Genomic DNA, 15422 nt, shown 5'->3' with positions numbered 1-15422 from the left:
CTCTCGTGCGCATCCACACAGGGTTTGCAAATCCCCCTGCATGTTCACGTTGAATGAACTTTAAGCGCAATCTGCAAACCCGCCCTTGCGCTCAGTTTATAATTCTGCGATTTTGTTTATTATGACTGAACAAACACCGCCTCCACTAAACCGCCTCCTTGCCGAGCTAGCCCCTGGCCAACTCGTCGATAGCGCATGGTTGCAGGCGCAAAGCATATCGCGTCCATCGGTTCACGCCTATGTAAAGAATGGGTGGCTCGAACGGGTGGCGCCGCGGGTCTATCGGCGCCCTGGCGCGGCGCCCGCCCTGCCGGTCCGCTGGGATGCGGCAATCCTGTCAGCGCAATCGCTGCGGCCCTCGACCTTCTATGTCGGCGGCGCCACCGCGCTCGATCTCCTCGGACGCAGTCACTATCTGCGCCTCGGCGGGAATGCGACCGTTCACCTCTACGATCCCGAGGGGACAGCGCCCAGCTGGCTGCCCCGGCTACCGGTCAATGCGACATTCGCCGTCCACACACGCGCCCTTTTCGCAGACTCGAAACTCGGCGTCGAATGGCGACGCTATGATCTCGGCACAGGCCGCCTCGGGGCGGCAGTTTCCGAGCCGTCACGCACCAATCCCTGGGATCATTTCCTCCGCATGGCCGGCGAAGAACGGGCGACTATCGAGATGCTCGATCAGGTACCGAACGAGGTCGGCTTCGACCATGCCGACGAAACATTCCAGGGCCTCTCCAATCTCCGGCCACGCCTTGTCACCCATCTGCTCGTCAGTTGCCGCAGTGTCCGGGCGAAGCGTCTCTTTCTCTTCTATGCCGAACGCCATGGCCATGCTTGGCTCAAGCATGTCGATCGCGAAGCCGTCGATCTCGGCACAGGCAAGCGGCAACTGGCGCCGGGCGGGAAGTTCGATGCGCGCTATCAAATCACCGTCCCGGCTTCGCTTATGGGGCACCCGGGAGACGATACGTGACCGCCGAACGCTATCTCGACCAGGTCGATCTCCTGATGCGCGTGATCCCGGAAATAGCCCCCGAAGGCGATTTCGCGCTGAAAGGCGGCACAGCCATCAACCTGTTCGTGCGCGATCTGCCTCGCCTTTCGGTCGACATCGACCTTGTCTATCTGCCCGTCGCCGATCGCGAGGCGTCACTCGCCGCGGCTCGCGATGGCTTCGAACGCATCGCCCAGCGCCTTGAAACCCGTCTCGGTTTCAGGGTCGATCGGCACCTCCTGAGCGACGGTAAGCGGCTGATCGTCCACGTCGAGCGAGCCACCATCAAGGTCGAGATTTCCCCGGTCCTGCGCGGCACGGTCTTCCCGCCCGAGATCAGGGCCGTGAGCGCTGCCGTCGAGGACCGCTTCGGTTTCGCCGAAATGCAGATCGTCTCCCTGCCCGACCTCTATGCGGGCAAAATGGCGGCCGCGCTTGACCGCCAGCATCCACGTGACCTTTTCGACATCCATCATCTGTTGGAAAATGAAGGCATCGACGAGGATCTGTTCCGGGCCTTCATCATCTATCTCGCCAGCCATCCCCGCCCCGTCCACGAGTTGCTCTGTCCGCATAAGCTCGACATTGCCGCGCAGTATGACGAGGAATTTGTCGGTATGACCGTGACACCCTTGCCGCTCGACACCCTGCTCACGGCCCGCGATGCGCTGATCGAAGCCGTCCAACGACGTGCTGCGGAACCCGCCGCGCGCCGGTTTCTCGAAAGCTTTGTCGCGACCGAACCGGATTGGTCCGTACTCGGCCTTGGCGAGGCGATCGCCGAGTTACCGGCGTTGCGCTGGAAGCTGATGAATCTTGAGCGCCTTCGCCAACAAAACCCTGACAAGTTTGCCGCCCAGGCTGAACAGCTCAATCAGTGTCTGGATCACTCAATCTGAAGACCGGCAATCGGAGCCCCGCGGCAGCATCGACGATGCCTCAAAAAAGTGCCCCGACGGTTTGCAACGCAGGGACCGCCGGGGGATACGCAGGATATATGGCGTAAACGATCTGAAAAATCGAGAGAAAGGTCTTGCGAATCAGCGCTCCCGTCCACGATCGGGCGGAGGCCTCTCGGGACCGGCTCCGCCCTCCGGTTCGCGCGCCAGCTGTGTCGCTTGCCGCTCCTTTATCATTTCGCGGGCCAGCGCGAGACGTCGAGAAACCGCCGGCGGCATAGCCGCCAGAAAGCCTGCAATCTCGTCGGAAAGCGCTTGATCGTCCGCCTCGCCGGTGCGTGCAAGCGCCACCGCCGCCTCGGCATAAGCACCGCGTATCTGCTTCTGGCGAACCAGCGCCATCACGTCTTGCGGCCGCCGTTCCTCGTCACGCGCATGCGCAAAGGCCCGGGCGCGCAGCACGTTGAGTTCATCCATATTGAGCCGGCGACCCACCTGACCGATCCGAGCATCGAGATGCAGCGCTGCTGAGCGCACACGCTTTTGGACGTGACCGCGTGCGCGTCTGGGCGTCGCCTCGGCCGCGATGCCACGCGCACGCAGCTCATGCGCGAATGTTTCCCGCATATGATGAAGGTGGGCCTTGCGCGGGTTGAACCGGGTGCCGTCCGCACCTTCGGTGGCCACCGTCAGATGAACATGCGGATGATCGGTGTCGGTGTGGAGCGCCAGTATATAGGCGTGATTGTCCTCGAACAGGATCCGGGCGAACGCGTGGGCGGCGTCCTGTAGCGTCTCGGGATCGGTCGAACCGCCGGGCATGGACAGGACCAGCGACAGCGAGGTCGGCCGGTCACGGCCATGCTCGTTCATCGCCTCGTCGAGCATCGCCCAGTCCCGCGCGATCTCCTTCAGCCGCTTGGGGTCCTCGATGATCTCGCCCTCGCTCGAGCGCACCGCGAGCTTCCCATGCCGCGCGACATAGCCGAAATGCTCGGACAGATGGTGCGCGCCATATTGCTTGCCCGAAACCTTGACCATGACCTCCGGGGCCTTGCGCACGATCCGCTCAAGCTTGGCACGAGCCTCGGCCTGGCTCAGCGGCACGGGCCGCGCCTGCCCTCCCCCGCCCGGCCCGCCTCGCCCAATGCGGACATAGGCCCCCCGCAGTGTCCGCTTACCGCCGGTGGGCGGCCTCCATGCCTCCATAAGGCTGGGCAGCGGCAGGATGCCCTCCTCCTCAACCATCGAGGCTATCCCAATAGGCAAGATCGCCCTTGAGCGCGGTGCCGAGACCGGCAAGCGCCGTCCGGATTTCCGCCCGAAAGCTTGCGACCCGCGCCGCCTCGCGCGCGACATCGAGCCCGGATTCCACCATCACCGAGGCATTGAGCGCACGCGTTGCCTGATTGAGATTGATGCCGATCCGGTTAAGCTCGCGCCACGCCTGAGCCACCGCCGCCCGCTCTTCAAGCGGCAGCGGTGCCGCCGAATGCAGGCGGCAGCGCACCAGCCTCGTCACCCAGTCGGTGCGCTTCATACCCAAAACATCGGCCGCGGCATCGAGCGCGGCAATTTCCGCATCGGTCAGCCGGATCTCAAACCGCCGCGTTGCTCGCTCCCGCCGGCGGACCGGCCCCGACCTCTCGCCCTCCTCCGCGTCCACTGCATTTATGACAAGGCGCCGCAGCAAAGCCGAGCGGCCACCGGCGCTCTCCGCCACAGTATCGAAGCGGTGGGCGACTTCATCGTCGAGGCGGAAAGTGAAGACGGGCATGCATTAAAGGCTATTGTCATACATCCCCGGCGTCACGCCTATCCGGCCCTCACCTTTACTCAACTCGTCTGATAGTCTGCTTGAGCAGACTTCGACCATATTTGGCAAAATGTGCCTATCACTCACGCCTGATCCACGAAGGGCGGCGCCACCGGCGCCGCCCCAGCTCGAACCGACGCAAAAGGCCGCACCCCGAAAGGGGCGCGGCCTACATACACGCGAATAGGATATGCGAACGCGGAGGAAGAGGGTCAAAGCATCGCGGTGCCGGAGCGTCCCTCAGACACAGCGCAAAGCCGTTCGGCCGCGATCTCTTGCCGGGAACCATCGCCGAAGATCACGACAACACGCGGGCCAAGGACAAGACGCGCGGGACGGCCATCGACTTCAACGGCAAGGCTGGCCTCAGACGTTTGCTCCTCTGGTCGCGCAACTGGCTCAGTCCCTGCCCGCGGTTCGGGACGGGCGACGTTCACCGCCGCGGCCTGCACCGGCGCTGCCTTGATGCTGGGAACGTCCGTCTTACCCTTCAGCCCGGCAATAAACCGCGCGCCGTCCGCCAATGTCGCGCCCTTCTCATCCCAGGCACCCACATAGGCCTCGACTTCCGCAGGATAATCCCTTGCTGTGCGATGCAGGTCGTAGAGCAGCCGGATCGGCGCGCGCGGGAGCACCTCCCGGAGATAGGCAGGCATGTCCCCATAGGCTGCATAGAGCGAGACGAACTGCTTTGAGCGGCCCAGCGCAGCGGCGATCTCGACCTGGCTCATGCCGCCCTTGAGCATACGGGCAATCGCATGAGCGAGCTCGACCGAAGACAGGTTCGCACGCTGATCGTTCTCAACGATCTGATCGGCGAGCAGATGGGTTCCCTCCCCCTCGGCCACGATGATCGCCGGGATCGTCAGGCAGCCTGCGAGCTGGGAGGCACGAAAGCGCCTCTCGCCCAAACGGATGCGATGCACGCCGGCGGCGTCTGCGGGGGCAACCGTGATCGGCTGCAATACGCCGCGAGCCGCTATGGAGGCCGCAAGCTCGGCCAAGGCGTCATCGTCGAAACTGCGCCGGGGATTGCCGGGGTCGGGGATGACCCGATCCAAAGGAATATCCTCGACCCGGCGCGCCGTTTCATGCACGCCTACCAGCAGGCCGAACTCTTCGATGCGTTCGTCGAACTTACCCATCAGGCGGCGACCACTGGCGCTGAAATAAGCCGCCGTTCGATCTCGGCGAGGATCGGCCGAATTTCCTCGGCCGCCGCCTTGGCGCCGCTGCCACCTTCCATCCAGACCGGCCGATGATTTTCCGCCGCGTGCTTGTAGGTCGGTCGCGCCTTGATGAAGGCAGGGAACATCAGCCGCTCGCCGACCGCGTGGGCGAGCTTGACGGCATTGTCCATCTCGCGCCGGTCGAACGGGTTGACCATTGAGGGCAGCAATCCGAGGAAATCGATCTTGCGCCCCGCCCTCGCCGCCTCGGCCTTGCGCAGCGCGGTCAACAGCATCTTGGCGCACTCGACCGAATCTTCGGCAACCTGGACAGGCGCGATCACTGCATCGGCGGCCGCGAGAGCGCTCAGGGTCAGCTCGTCCCATTTGGGACCGGTATCGATCACGCACAGGTCGAAATGGGGTGCAAGCGCAGGAAAGCGGCCGAGAAAGTCACGCACATCCTGCGCCGCCTTGATCATCTGCAGACGCTCATCGGCGGCGAGCAACGTCAGTCCGGTCTGGCCGTCGGCGGCAAACGCCGCAGACGGATCGAAGAGATCGGCCGCGAAGCCACCCGGCCGCTCGCCGGCGAGACGGCGCGACGAACTGCCTTGCGGGTCTAGGTCGACGAACACGACCCGGCGTCCCGCCGCTTCGGCCAGATACCAAGCGAGATGCGTAGCGAGAAAGGTCTTGCCCACCCCGCCCTTGAGAAGGCTCACGGTGATCGTTCTCATCGGCGCGGCCAACTCAACAATAGTCATCCGGACCGTCGCGCAGATTGCGCTCATAATGGTCACGCGATGACCAGTCGCCGCCACCGCCAATGCCGGGACCGACATAGCGGAACAGGTAGACGGTGAGCGCAAAACAGCCGAACGCAAAGAGAATCGCGTGATCGGGATGGGCGGCGAAATAGGCGGACATGGCGGTAACTCCTCAAATGGCCTGATCCCGCGTCGGCTCACAGCTTTGCACCGGCCCGGGGGCGACGCTCCGGTGCGCCCTCCCCTCCCCGAGCGCGCTCGACGTGTAGACATCCTTTGCGCGCAGTCTGCTCAAGCAGACTTTTCACGGCCATCCCCCGGTCAGGGGGATGGCCGTGCCGATCAGTATTCTTCGGCGAGTAGGATCGTTAGAACCCGAGTGGTGACGTCGGGATTGGCTGGATCGGGTGAGCCCCAGGCAAGCTCGAGATCATAATAATCGATCTTCCAGTAGAGAATGGCGCTGTCATATTCGAAGCGACCAAAATCATGCTCGCCCAATGGATCGTTGTCGGAATTGAAGCTGTCATAGTTTCGCACCGTGCGCAGGATCTCGGCGCGTCTGCGAAATCCGCGGAAGAGGGACACATCCCCGACCAGCGCGGCAACGCCCGCGGTCATGACGATCCGGTTTCGGCCAGGGCTGCAAATAGATCTCCGCAGGCTGTCATTCAGCGCGGCGATGCGGTCGATCCGCTCGGCTCGGTCTGCCGATTGTTGGTAGGGCTGCGGCATTGCTGTGACTCCGGTCTGGATCAGCCCCGCCCATCGGGGCCTTCCGACAGGCGCCCAAAGGGCGGCGTCATAGCGGGGCTGTGCACCCGGAGGGTCGCAACGCAGTGGAGAAGCCCGCATATGCGGGCTTGCTCGGCCCCGCGCGCCGACCAGGAAGCCGACAACGGACAAGGAACCGGATGGCGTTGCTCCTTCCGGTATTGCACCCAGCAGAAAGACGCTGAACTCTCGCCGAGCCGAACGGTCCATCGGCAGCGACAGAATTTGTCACCCTCGCCCGCTATGGCTAAACCCTTGATAAGAGCAATGGTTCGACTCGAAAATTTCGCGGGGGCTTGAGCGCAATGAGAAACGCGGACGTCTCCACCCTGGCAACGGGCGGGGGCTCACGGCTGCAGTTTGGATCGTGTGCATGCCCCAGATTTTGGATGATTTAACTTTGGCTCGGCACTGAATCAGCCTTGCTAAAAATTGGAGAGATCTGAATGTGGGGGGAATTCGAGGCACGCCTCGAAGAAAATGAACAAGAGCGTACCGCGCCATTGCGCAGCGCGCTCTTCGATGTGATCCGCAGCTCAGCTCTGCGCCCTGGTGCAGGCGTCACAAAGAAGATGCTCGCCTTCGAATTTGGCGAAGGAGATCGCCTGCTCTGGGAGATTGAACATCCGGGGCGGAACATCTTCCTGCATGCAAAATGGCAGGCGCTTCTGGCAGCCAGTGGCTTCGCCTGTGACGCCCGCCCCTATCAACAGGGGGTGAAGGATGGCGGACGGCATTCCGCTCTCAGCCGTGACTGGTCCTTTGGAGAATCCGACTGCCTTGTCGTCCGGATCGATGACGCTGACCAATTGCATCGGCTGCTTGACACCCTGTTGCAACCGAACTCTGCACTCGTCCTAGATCCGGCGGCCGTCACCCGCTGGATCGACCGCTTGCGCCATTTCTTTCCGACGCTCGATCGGTTCGATCGCCCCGATCCAGACTTCGACGAAGGAGAGCGGAACTATAAGCTGGAGGTCGCGCTCGAGCTCAGAACAGCGATCGATCAGGCCAGCACCGATGAAAAGCTCGCCGACGCGATTCACACAGCACTGGTCAAAAGCAATTTGTTACAGTGGCGTGCTTATTGGCCAATGTCCCCCAAAGGCGACGCGGATCGCGAGCGTCTCTGGCCAGCCTTGCGTGCTCTTGTAACCGCTGCCTTGGGCTCACCCGATGGCTTTCCCGATGCACTAGCGACCTTTGTCGCTGCCTGGGTCGAGGCGGTTCCGCAGGGCAAGCCTGATCCGGCACGCCAGATTGCGGAGTTCATGTACCTGCATTTGGCGCCAAATGACGGCATCTACATCCGTCATTCGGTGCGCCAGGATTTCTGGCAAGAAGCGTTGGGCCGCCGGTTTCCAGATCATGCATCGATTGCAAAGACCTATCGCGACGAACTCCGCTTCATGCAGGCAGTGCGTCAGGCCTTCGAAGTGCGCGGCCTCGCGCCACGCGACATGATCGATGTACAAGGCGCGCTCTGGGTCGCCCATAATTACAAGGAGCAGGACGCCGCATCCATTGCCCGTGAGGGCATCGAGGCCGCGATGGACGCGTATGACAGCTACCGCCAAGCCGGCGAGCACGGCGCCATATTCGACGCTTTCGGCGACCCGCGCGATTACTGGGTCCGATCTACACTCGAGCGGCCCAATCGCGTCTATCCGACAAAACCGATCGTCGGCTTCTTGCGCAGCAAGACCAAGTTGAATGGAGGCTGGGGCCAAAAGGACGATGCCGCAGCCCTGTTGCATAATGCGGGCTATATCATCGTCGACAGCGATGACGCCCCCGTCACCCCACCCGAGCGGTACGAGCATCTGATCCGCAATGCGGATCGCATCCGACTATGCGCCCGCAACTATTATGTCGAGCCTGCCCGCGACAAAGGCGCGCCAGAGATCTCTATCCGTGCCGGAGACCTGAGCCGGGACATGGGGCTGCAGGATGCGTTCCCCGCAATCTGCAGCGCGCTTGGGAGCGTGAAGTTCCAGCAATGTGCCAACGTCCCCGCACCTAAACACACCACACCAAATCCGAGCAGCTCCACCGTCTTCACTTATCAGCTTGTCGCGCACGAAGGGCAAGAAACCATGACGTCCGAACCCATGGCTGGACCATCCACCGCCACTAATCTGATCCTTTATGGACCGCCCGGAACCGGTAAGACCTACGCCACGGCGTGGGAAGCCGTGCGGCTCTGTCTCGGAGACGCTGCGGCGGCGCAATTACGCCACGACAGGGATAGCCTGATGGCCGAATATCGCCGCCTCGCTGGCGAAGGGCAGATCGAGTTCGTCACCTTTCACCAGTCCTTCTCTTATGAGGATTTCGTTGAAGGATTGAGGCCGACGACCCGAACCGAACTGGAGGGTGACCAGGAGCAGGATGTTAGCGCATCAGGCGGCTTCAGCCTCAAGCCGCATGCCGGCGTCTTCAAGCTCATCAGCGAAAGAGCGCGGCTTGACACGGGTGACGCGCCAACGCACCGGCTCGACCGCTCGAGATCGATTTATAAGATCGCCCTCGGACAGCGCGGCAATCAAGAGGATCGGATTAAGGAAGGGCTCGACGGAGCGCTGATCCATCTGGGCTGGGGTGGCGATATCGACTGGTCCGACGAACGCTTCGACGATTTCGAAGAAATTCGGAAGGAGTGGAACGAGAAAAAGGATCCCGATGCCTCCGGCAAAGACCCCAACATCGAGATGACCTACGCGTTCCGATCGGGCCTTCAGATCGATGATTATGTGATCATTTCCGATGGACGGGATAGCTATCGCGCCTTCGGTCAGGTGACCGGCGAGTATCGATTCGATCCTGATGCCAGCTTCCATCCCCACCGTCGCAGCGTCAAATGGATCTGGCGCGATGACGAGGGCGCAGAGCGAAGCGCCTTCTACCCCCGGAACTTTCGGCGGCAGTCCGCCTATCGACTGGATCCGGACGAGATCGATTGGGATGCGTTGGAAACCGTCGTCATTGGCCCCAACGCGGAGCGCCCCGTCGCCGGCGCACGGCCACATGTGCTGGTCATCGACGAAATCAACCGGGCCAACATCTCGCGGGTGTTCGGCGAGCTGATTACGTTGCTCGAAGTGGACAAACGCTTGGGCTGCGAGAACGAAGTAAGGGTCCGGCTACCCTATTCCGGAACAAGCTTCGGCGTACCGTCGAACCTCCACATTATCGCCACTATGAACACCGCTGACCGTTCAATCGCGCTGCTCGACACCGCGCTGCGCCGCCGCTTCACGTTCCGCGAGTTGATGCCAGACACCGAAGCGCTTCGCGGAGCGCTGGCGGCAAAGCAAATCGACGCCAATAATGTCGACGGAATCGATCTGTGCAAACTGATGCGAACCATCAATGAACGGATCGAGTATCTTTTCGATCGAGAGCACCAAATCGGTCACGCCTATTTCACAGGATGCCGCAGACGTGCGGACGTCGAGGACGTCATGCGCCACAAGGTCATCCCGCTTCTGGCCGAGTATTTCTATGAGGACTGGTCAAAAGTCGCTGCCGTGCTCGGCGAAAGCGACGGCCCGGCGGGTGCTCGGTTCATTGAGGCAAAAGGGCTTTCCGCGCCGGCGGGCTTTACTGAAGATGAATTTGGGGGCGACAAGCTGCGCTGGAGCGTGAAGGCAAGCTTCGATTTTTCGGAATTCGAAATCTGATGCCGTCCTACACCGTTCGCGAGTGGGACAAACTCACCTATGGCGACGGCGAGGGCCAGATTCCCCCGCTCCACGCTGATAGGCTGGCCAGCCTAGCAGCCCAATCTGCATTTGCCGGGCGGGGTGGAGGCGGCGTGCTCGACCACGGTCGACACGCCTTGCGCGCGCGGGGCGTGGTAGGAATTCTGGCGACCCACGATTGCAGCTTGGAGATTCTACCCAAGATAGACGTAGCGCCAGGCGAAACGATCGATCATCAAAATGCGGCGATCCGAAAACGCCTGATCCACATGCTGGCTGTCGCGCTCGATCTCAAAATCGACCTTGGTGCGGTGACTGATCTTGCCTGGCAGCGCGAAACGCTGCTTGAAATCTTGATCCGTATCTTCTGCGACAAGCTGACCGAAGCCCTGCGTAAGGGAATGCCCCGTCGCTATGTCGGGCATGAGGAAGATCTGCCGACACTGCGCGGTAGGCTCGACATTACCCGGCAGTTCACCCGCCATGCGGTCAACCCATCCCGACTGGCCTGCCGCTTCGATCTTCTGTCGGAGGATGTAGCGCTTAACCGCATCATGAAGGCGGCCATTTCCCATGTGTCCCGCATATCGCGTCGTCCGGCCAACCAACAGCGATTGCGCGAACTCGCCTTCGTCTATGCGGACATCACCGATGTACCGGTATCGGGATTGCGATGGGATGAAGCAGTCATCGACCGCACCAATCGTCCATGGCGAGACTTGTTCGCCATGGCCCGGCTATTCCTCCGGGGCCGCTACCAAACCACGACCGGCGGGACCGGTCAGGGGACCGCCCTCCTCTTCGAAATGAACACCTTGTTTGAGGAATATGTCGGGCGGCTGATCGCACGCGCACTTGCCGGAACAGAGTTTACCGTATCTCTGCAGGGCGGGCGGTTGTTCTGCCTCTCTGCCGAGGACAGCGGCCGCGGCCTGTTCCAGACCAAACCGGACATCCTGATCCGTCGTTCGGGCTTCGTGGTGCATGTGATCGACACAAAATGGAAAAGAATCGCATCACGAATCGATGATCCCAAGCAGGGGGTCTCCCAAGCCGACATCTATCAGATGATGGCCTATGCGCAGCTTTATCATGCTCCGCGGCTGACGCTGCTATATCCGCACCATCCAGGCTTGAGCATGACAGAGGCGGTCCACGCCCAGCACCGGATCACCGGCCACACGACCCTTTTAGAGACAGCGACCATCGATGTATCGAGCAGCATCGACATGCTTGCGCGCCTGCGCCGCCTACTCCTGTGTGAAGACGCAGCCGTCAGCGCATCCCAAGAACGCTGATGGAAAATGCCATCGATTGACGGGGGACGGAGAACCAAATTACGCCTCAGAGAGTTTCTTCAGACCTTCGTAGTGAAGCGGCGCCACGGACTTGATCATATCCAATAAATATTCCGCATTCTTTTGCGCCTCTGCCACAAGGGCAGGATCGAAACTCTTTCCTGTATGATGCGACAGGTCGTTTGCAAATTTATAAATTGCTGTCTTCTTGAGCGGGTCATAATCCACGTCATCCATTTTCCGATAAAGTGATTTACGCGATGGAACATGGAAATCGAGAAACGTCTCAAGTATTTTACGGGAAATGTTTGGGACATGATAGCAGCCGAGTATCGTGCCATCTGATTTGAATGTATGGAGAACCTTGAAGAGATAATGATACTCGGTTGCGTGATCGACCAGGAGTCTATCCAGCGGAGTTAGCCTCGCAGATCTCCCTTCCTCAGTTTCTTCGCACAGGACCATAGAATAAGATTTCGTATTCTCTTGGCCATGCGCGTTCTGCAGCCAGTTTATGACCAATTTCAGGAATTCAAAATTATGAGTCAGGATGAATAGTTGTTTCGCGCGCTGGGTCTCATTCTTGAGGAATGCGAAGGCCTGATAGATCGCCGAAGCATCAAGGCTGGAAATCGGATCGTCGATGACGACTATTCCTTCGCCAATGTTAAAATCCTGATCCTTGAGCTGTACGAGGAAATAGATGAAGGCGACGGCCGTCTTTTCGCCCTCGCTTAGGCGCTTGGCCGGCTTGCCGCGCCGCAGGACGCGATAGCCCTCATCGCCGGACTCAAAGCGTAGCTCCGTCCTACCAAGGAACTGTTTGAGAAGGTCGGTCAGACCCACGCCGCCCGCATGCGCACTTGAAACCTTGGCCTGCTTCTCTCGAATTGACTGAGACAGAGCCTCGATCCCGCGTTTCTCCTCAAGATCCTCACCGCCGTTTTGCCACAGCTCGATTTCGGCATTCAGCTTTGCAGCCTTGTCGGTTAATTCTTCGACATCGGCCTTGATGGAAAGAAGATGATGCGCCTCAATGGCGTCGCGGGCCGCCCGCTTCTCTCTCTCGAAGCCTGCCGTTTTGTCATTATGACGCGCGATGAGCGCCTTGATCACGCCAAGCGCTGCGGTCAGCTGTGTAGTATCACTGGCGATTTCCGGCTCATAGGCCGTGGTCCGCAAGGTCAGCTTTTCGGCCAGGGTCCCATCGAGCTTCTCGAGGTCCAGTTGAAGGGTCGCGAGCTCAGCTTCAACCGACGCCTGCGCCGCGTCGCAATCTGCTCGAAGTTCGGAATAGAACATCAGACGATCGGGTAGCGCCGTCCTGCCAAGCGCATCGATGATGGCGCGGAGGCTGAGGCGCTCCGTCTCGATTTCTTCCTTCAGCCTTTGGTCTTCGACACTGAAATGGTCGGAAAGTGCCTTGAGGCGGTCAGCGGGCATGAGCTGGTCGCAGAATTCGCAGCGACCGGTTGCATGTTTGGCATGGATGCCAACGCCTTGTTCGGCCCACAGGGCTATATCGGGGTTTTCCGCAAGACGGGTGATAACGGCTGACTGCGCCGAACGCATCGTCAGTGCCTTGGCACGATCCGCGGCGCCAGCGGCAGCCTGCAAGGCGCTGATGGGCGCCTGCCCCGGTCGTTCGGGACCGCGCGGGATGGTGAGCGGGTTTAACTCGGGCATTTGCTCCTGACGAACCGTGCCGCGGTGAACCTCGTATTCGTCATCGGATAGAACCCTCTCATCCCCAAGCTTGGCGTAGGCGGTCTCGGCGTCGGGCTTACGATAGCTGCGAAGGGTTGACCCGCTGGTGGCCTCACCAATGGTCTTGGCGATGGCGGAAAACAGCTTGCCCTTGTCATTCACAAGCTTGGCTGCGGCAGCCTCATTGGCCTGGACACGCTTTACCCGATCGTCGCGAATGGCGATTTCGGCTTTCAGCTCCTCAGCAATGGTTTTGTTCTCTTCCCCGAGAATGAGAATGTGCCGAAGCGGCCCGTCGAAACGACCGATGTTCGCTTCGACAAAGTCGCTGTTGAAGACACGGACACGGCGGCCGTACTTCACCCCCTTCGTGAGCTGCCCGGACTGCGATTCAACTGTGAACTCAAGATCGGGGTGATCCGGATGCTCCCCCACCTCCAGGCAGGCAAGCAGGCGCGAGAGGGTTGTCTTGCCAGAGCCATTCTCGCCATAGACTACGTTGTAGCGGCCAAAGGCCGGAAAATCGGCGGCCGCCGCGTAGTCGCCAAAAACGCCTAAGCCCTTAATCTTCTTGATTTGAGTAAGCATTCTTCCCCCTCTACTCGTAACGTATCACAGCCGCAGCCCGAGGAAGAGAGCTTCACTGCTAAAATAGCGCACCGGTCACGGCAGGGATCGTAACCCGAATGGGCTGAGACTTGGAAATCCAAGGCTCAGGGCGAAGCCTAGAGCCCGGTCCGGCATCGCCGGAGCCGCCCGTTCAGCTCTTCACGATTCGCCGGAAATTGCCGAGAACAGAGCACAGCTTCTGGCTTTTGCGCTTCAGATCGGCGAGCCTTTCTTCGGCTTCGGCTTGCTCGAAAAGCAGCATCAGGCGTTCAGCCTGCTGCCCGCGGATCGAGACATGGCGCAAGATCACGATCCATTTTCCGGTTCGCTCGAGCGCGATCTTGGCCTGACCATGGGCAAGAAACGACCGTAGGCCCTCAAGTGTGCGGAGATCCGAAAGGGCCTTGGCGGCCGCCTTGCCTTCTTGAGCGAAAGCGCCTTCTGCCTCGATAAGCTTGCTGAGGTCATCGAACCGCTGACCGATCAAATGCCGCAGCCGTACTGTCTCCCCTCTACCCGGAATGGCCTTGAGTAGGAGCAGCGTTTCGGTGACGGCCGCTTCAGCCGCCGAGAAATGCTGCAAACACGCCCCGCGCCACGCGTTCACATCTTGGATCGCCTGGTTCCACAAGGGATCATCGTTGGCAATTTCGATTGGCGCACCTTCATCCATGCCAAATGCCTAGCGCTGCTGTCTTTATTTTCGTTGAATCAACGACGCGCCCTCCATGGCAAAGCCGGGAGCCGTAGGCTCCCGGAGGAGCCATCAGGCGAATGGATCATATTCGGCCACCAAGGCGACGCTGCCGTCCGCATCCTCCGCGGTGATGACCCCATATTGCTGCCCGATCGCGATCACGAAGGTGACCACCATGAGGCTGCGCGAGAGACTGAAGGCGTGACGACGAGCGGTTGCGATGTCGGTGAACATGTCGGGGCTCCTTTGCGCGCCGGCGGGTCCGTCCCGCTCGACTGGCGCCCGACGTGTCCGGCCAGCGGCCGCGATCACTCTTTTGGCGCAGCCCAAAAAGCCGTAGCGCAGCGACCGGACCCCTTGCGGGTTGATCGCAATAGGCCGCTGGTCGGACCAAGGATTGCGCCTGATTGAGAGCGGGTGGACCCGCCGGCCAGGCCCCCATGATCCCGCCGACTTTTGCCCGTGCGTTCACGCCCGCCCGCCGATCCGACGATGGCATACCCATGACAAGCACGCGCCGCTGGGCTAGCGTCGCCGCGATGCTGTTCGCACTCCTGCTTGCCGCCACCGTCATTCCCGATGGCCAGGTCTTCACCTGCACACCGACGCGCGTCTGGGATGGAGATGGGCCGATCTGGTGCCGTGAAGGCATGCATGTCCGTCTCGCCGGAATTGCTGCCCGAGAGATGGACGGGAGTTGCCGGCCAGGTCAGCCCTGCCCCAAGGCGAGCGCCCTCGCCGCCCGTGACGCCCTTGTCAATCTGCTCGGCGGCGCTCAGGGGCACACCAGCACGGGCCACATTCTGGTCGATGGTCACACCATGCGCTGCCTTTCAACCGGCAATGCGCGCGGCAACAGGACCGGCGCCTGGTGCGCCGCGCCCTCTATCGGCGACCTGAGCTGCGCCATGATCCGCACCGGCACCGTGCTGCGCTGGGATCGCTATGCCCAAGGGCGATGCCGATCCCGCTGATCCGCTTG

The 15422-nt window shown here is 61.1% G+C and carries 14 protein-coding genes; 5 read left to right on the top strand and 9 right to left on the bottom strand.

Annotated features, from left to right (window positions below; translation table 11 throughout):
• The first annotated feature begins 121 nt into the window (after positions 1–121).
• Positions 122–976, top strand: coding sequence for a type IV toxin-antitoxin system AbiEi family antitoxin domain-containing protein (locus B6S01_RS17460; protein ID WP_037462771.1), 855 nt, complete (start codon positions 122–124; stop codon positions 974–976).
• The gene (locus B6S01_RS17455) at positions 973–1896 is read left to right on the top strand and encodes a nucleotidyl transferase AbiEii/AbiGii toxin family protein (RefSeq protein ID WP_037462773.1); all 924 of its coding nucleotides are present in this window, start codon (positions 973–975) and stop codon (positions 1894–1896) included. Before B6S01_RS17460 ends, B6S01_RS17455 begins: the two co-directional genes overlap by 4 nt.
• 141 nt (positions 1897–2037) lie before the next feature.
• On the opposite strand, the gene B6S01_RS17450 is transcribed toward B6S01_RS17455, so the two are convergent.
• The 6 genes from B6S01_RS17450 to B6S01_RS17430 all read right to left on the bottom strand — a co-directional run bounded on the left by B6S01_RS17450 (position 2038) and on the right by B6S01_RS17430 (position 6386).
• Positions 2038–3144 (bottom strand): relaxase/mobilization nuclease domain-containing protein, encoded by a 1107-nt coding sequence (locus B6S01_RS17450; protein WP_037462775.1) that lies wholly within the window; start codon positions 3142–3144, stop codon positions 2038–2040.
• Positions 3137–3673 (bottom strand): plasmid mobilization protein, encoded by a 537-nt coding sequence (locus B6S01_RS17445; RefSeq protein WP_037462777.1) that lies wholly within the window; start codon positions 3671–3673, stop codon positions 3137–3139. The genes B6S01_RS17450 and B6S01_RS17445 overlap by 8 nt, the downstream gene beginning before the upstream one ends.
• Before the next feature lie 251 nt (positions 3674–3924).
• Positions 3925–4857 (bottom strand): ParB/RepB/Spo0J family partition protein, encoded by a 933-nt coding sequence (locus tag B6S01_RS17440; protein WP_037462778.1) that lies wholly within the window; start codon positions 4855–4857, stop codon positions 3925–3927.
• A complete protein-coding gene (locus B6S01_RS17435; protein WP_037462807.1) occupies positions 4857–5621 on the bottom strand; it encodes a ParA family protein in 765 nt (254 codons plus the stop codon). The genes B6S01_RS17440 and B6S01_RS17435 overlap by 1 nt, the downstream gene beginning before the upstream one ends.
• 13 nt (positions 5622–5634) lie before the next feature.
• Positions 5635–5811 carry a hypothetical protein gene (locus B6S01_RS21430; protein WP_020820482.1) on the bottom strand — a complete coding sequence of 59 codons (177 nt, stop codon included), beginning with the start codon at positions 5809–5811 and terminating at the stop codon, positions 5635–5637.
• Between the two features lie 182 nt (positions 5812–5993).
• Positions 5994–6386: a DUF3768 domain-containing protein gene (locus B6S01_RS17430; RefSeq protein ID WP_037462779.1), complete on the bottom strand. Its 393-nt coding sequence runs from the start codon at positions 6384–6386 to the stop codon at positions 5994–5996.
• Positions 6387–6871: 485 nt separating this feature from the next.
• Here B6S01_RS17430 and B6S01_RS17425 point away from each other — a divergent pair, with 485 nt between their 5' ends.
• Both B6S01_RS17425 and B6S01_RS17420 read left to right on the top strand, forming a co-directional pair.
• Positions 6872–10108, top strand: a complete 3237-nt coding sequence (locus B6S01_RS17425) for an AAA family ATPase (RefSeq protein ID WP_197053196.1) — start codon at positions 6872–6874, stop codon at positions 10106–10108.
• Positions 10108–11427 carry an McrC family protein gene (locus B6S01_RS17420; protein WP_037462781.1) on the top strand — a complete coding sequence of 440 codons (1320 nt, stop codon included), beginning with the start codon at positions 10108–10110 and terminating at the stop codon, positions 11425–11427. Before B6S01_RS17425 ends, B6S01_RS17420 begins: the two co-directional genes overlap by 1 nt.
• Positions 11428–11466: 39 nt before the next feature.
• On the opposite strand, the gene B6S01_RS17415 is transcribed toward B6S01_RS17420, so the two are convergent.
• From B6S01_RS17415 to B6S01_RS17405, 3 genes are all read right to left on the bottom strand, one after another.
• Entirely contained in the window at positions 11467–13722 is a 2256-nt protein-coding gene (locus B6S01_RS17415) for an AAA family ATPase (RefSeq protein WP_037462783.1), read from the bottom strand.
• Positions 13723–13894: 172 nt separating this feature from the next.
• Positions 13895–14416, bottom strand: a complete 522-nt coding sequence (locus tag B6S01_RS17410; RefSeq protein WP_037462784.1) for a hypothetical protein — start codon at positions 14414–14416, stop codon at positions 13895–13897.
• A gap of 93 nt (positions 14417–14509) precedes the next feature.
• The gene (locus B6S01_RS17405) at positions 14510–14674 is read right to left on the bottom strand and encodes a hypothetical protein (RefSeq protein WP_007682673.1); all 165 of its coding nucleotides are present in this window, start codon (positions 14672–14674) and stop codon (positions 14510–14512) included.
• A 305-nt stretch (positions 14675–14979) separates the two neighbouring features.
• Between B6S01_RS17405 and B6S01_RS17400 the strand changes: the two genes are divergently transcribed.
• Positions 14980–15414, top strand: coding sequence for a thermonuclease family protein (locus tag B6S01_RS17400; protein ID WP_037462810.1), 435 nt, complete (start codon positions 14980–14982; stop codon positions 15412–15414).
• Positions 15415–15422: the final 8 nt, after the last annotated feature.

The sequence above is a fragment of the Sphingobium herbicidovorans genome, assembly GCF_002080435.1.
Classification (GTDB): Bacteria; Pseudomonadota; Alphaproteobacteria; order Sphingomonadales; family Sphingomonadaceae; genus Sphingobium; species Sphingobium herbicidovorans.
Note: the sequence above shows the minus strand (reverse complement) of the source record. Positions and strands in the feature narration are given on the sequence as shown.

Excerpts from the sequence above, each read along its gene's own strand:
- B6S01_RS17460 (WP_037462771.1), top strand. The coding sequence starts at position 122 with ATGACTGAACAAACACCGCCTCCACTAAACCGCCTCCTTGCCGAGCTA.
- B6S01_RS17450 (WP_037462775.1), bottom strand. The coding sequence starts at position 3,144 with ATGGTTGAGGAGGAGGGCATCCTGCCGCTGCCCAGCCTTATGGAGGCA.
- B6S01_RS17445 (WP_037462777.1), bottom strand. The coding sequence starts at position 3,673 with ATGCCCGTCTTCACTTTCCGCCTCGACGATGAAGTCGCCCACCGCTTC.
- B6S01_RS17440 (WP_037462778.1), bottom strand. The coding sequence starts at position 4,857 with ATGGGTAAGTTCGACGAACGCATCGAAGAGTTCGGCCTGCTGGTAGGC.
- B6S01_RS17435 (WP_037462807.1), bottom strand. The coding sequence starts at position 5,621 with ATGAGAACGATCACCGTGAGCCTTCTCAAGGGCGGGGTGGGCAAGACC.
- B6S01_RS21430 (WP_020820482.1), bottom strand. The coding sequence starts at position 5,811 with ATGTCCGCCTATTTCGCCGCCCATCCCGATCACGCGATTCTCTTTGCG.
- B6S01_RS17430 (WP_037462779.1), bottom strand. The coding sequence starts at position 6,386 with ATGCCGCAGCCCTACCAACAATCGGCAGACCGAGCCGAGCGGATCGAC.
- B6S01_RS17425 (WP_197053196.1), top strand. The coding sequence starts at position 6,872 with ATGTGGGGGGAATTCGAGGCACGCCTCGAAGAAAATGAACAAGAGCGT.
- B6S01_RS17420 (WP_037462781.1), top strand. The coding sequence starts at position 10,108 with ATGCCGTCCTACACCGTTCGCGAGTGGGACAAACTCACCTATGGCGAC.
- B6S01_RS17415 (WP_037462783.1), bottom strand. The coding sequence starts at position 13,722 with ATGCTTACTCAAATCAAGAAGATTAAGGGCTTAGGCGTTTTTGGCGAC.
- B6S01_RS17410 (WP_037462784.1), bottom strand. The coding sequence starts at position 14,416 with ATGGATGAAGGTGCGCCAATCGAAATTGCCAACGATGATCCCTTGTGG.
- B6S01_RS17405 (WP_007682673.1), bottom strand. The coding sequence starts at position 14,674 with ATGTTCACCGACATCGCAACCGCTCGTCGTCACGCCTTCAGTCTCTCG.
- B6S01_RS17400 (WP_037462810.1), top strand. The coding sequence starts at position 14,980 with ATGCTGTTCGCACTCCTGCTTGCCGCCACCGTCATTCCCGATGGCCAG.